The sequence below is a fragment of the Streptomyces sp. NPDC001153 genome, from assembly GCF_053598315.1.
On record NZ_JBSFJZ010000131.1, the window covers coordinates 1 to 1,713 of the forward strand.

1 protein-coding gene is annotated in these 1,713 nt (G+C 74.5%); it reads right to left on the reverse strand.

Features of this window, described 5'->3' with window-relative positions; all coding sequences use genetic code 11:
* A partial coding sequence (locus ACWDEN_RS48070) for a polyketide synthase dehydratase domain-containing protein (RefSeq protein ID WP_450864465.1) occupies positions 1–1,713 on the reverse strand: 1,713 nt, incomplete at both ends.

The following is a 1,713-nucleotide window of genomic DNA, read 5'->3' on the forward strand; positions in this document are numbered from 1 at the left end:
GTGACCAGGTGGCGGGCGACGAGGGCGCCGAGGCCGCCGGTGCCGCCGGTGATCAGCACGGTGGACTCCGCGTCCCAGACAGCGGCCGTCCCCTCACCGGAGCCGGTGGCCCGAACGAGACGGGGAACGGCGAAGTGGCCGCCGTGGACGGCGGACTCCGGCTCGCCCGAGGCGGCGGCCGCCGCAAGCCCGGTGAGCGACGCCGCGGATCCGTCGGTGTCCAGCAGCGCGAAGCGTCCCGGGTTCTCCGCCTCCGCGGCCCGCACCAGGCCCCACACGGGCGCCTGCGCCAGGTCGAGGGTGTCCTCGAGGCGGGCGGCCACCGCGAAACGGGTCACGAACACCAGCCGGGACCCGCTGAACCGGTCGTCGGCCAGCCACTTGCGTACGGCGTCGAGAACCGCGAGGGACACCTCCCGAGCCGCGTCCGGAACCTCGGCCGCGACCGCGCCGGCGACCGGATACAGCACCACGTCCGGCATCGGCTGCCCTGCGGCGACCGCTTCCGACAGCGCGGCGAGGTCGGCGAACACCGGTACGGATACGTCGAGTTCGGACGGCCCGGCGAGCCGGGCGACGGTGCCGCCCACGGCCTCCGGCAGCGGCAGGCCCTGCCAGCCGACCCGGAACAGGGAGTCGCCGTGCGAGTCGCGGGACGCCGCCAGCTGCTCGGTGGCCACCGGCCGGGAGACCAGCTGTTCCACCGTGGCCACCGGGCGGCCCTCGGCGTCGGCCACCCACATCGCCGACACCTCGTCGCCGCGCACCCGGCGCAGCAGTACCCGCAGCGAGGTGGCGCCGGACGCGTGGAGGGTCACGCCGTTCCACGAGAACGGCAGCAGCGTGTCGCCGTTCGCCTCGCCCTGGGCGTCGAGCAGATCGGCATGCATCGCCGCGTCGAGGAGGGCGGGGTGCAGGGTGAACCGGGCGGCGTCGGCGTGGGCGTGGTCGGGGAGGGTGACCTCGGCGTAGACGTCGTCGCCGGAACGCCAGGCGCCGGTGAGGCCCTGGAAGACGGGGCCGTATGTGTAGCCCCGGGCCAGGAGCCGTTCGTAGGCCTGGTCGGTGGGGATGCGGGTGGCGCCGGCCGGGGGCCACTGGGTGAGGTCGAAGGCGGGAGCGGCGGGGGCGGGTGTGAGGGTACCGGTTGCGTGCCGCGTCCATTCGGCGCCCGTGCTCTCGGGCCGCGTGTGGATGCTGACGGGTCGGGTGCCCGTGGCGTCGGCGGGACCGACGAGGACCTGGAGCGCGAGGGCGCCTTCGGTGGGCAGGGTGAGGGGGGTGTGGAGGGTGAGTTCCTCCAGGTGTGGAGTGTGGGCTTCGTCGCCGGCGCGGATGGCGAGTTCGACCAGGCCGGTGCCGGGCAGCAGGGTGGTGCCCAGGACCGTGTGGTCGGCGATCCAGGAGTGGGTCGCCACCGACAACCGCCCCGTGACCACGATCCCGTCCGACTCCGGTGATGCCACCACGGCGCTGAGCACGGGATGGTCCACCGGAGTCAGCCCGGCGGAACCGACATCCCCTGCCGGACCGGTCGGGTGCAGCCAGTAGCGCTCGTGCTGGAACGCGTAGGTGGGCAGGTCCAGGTGGGTGGTCGGACGGCCGCCGAAGTAGGCCGTCCAGTCGACGGTGGTGCCGGTGGTGTGCAGGCGGGCGAGGGCGGTGACGAGTTCGCGGGTCTCTTCGCGGTCGCGGCGCAGGGCCGGGACGAAG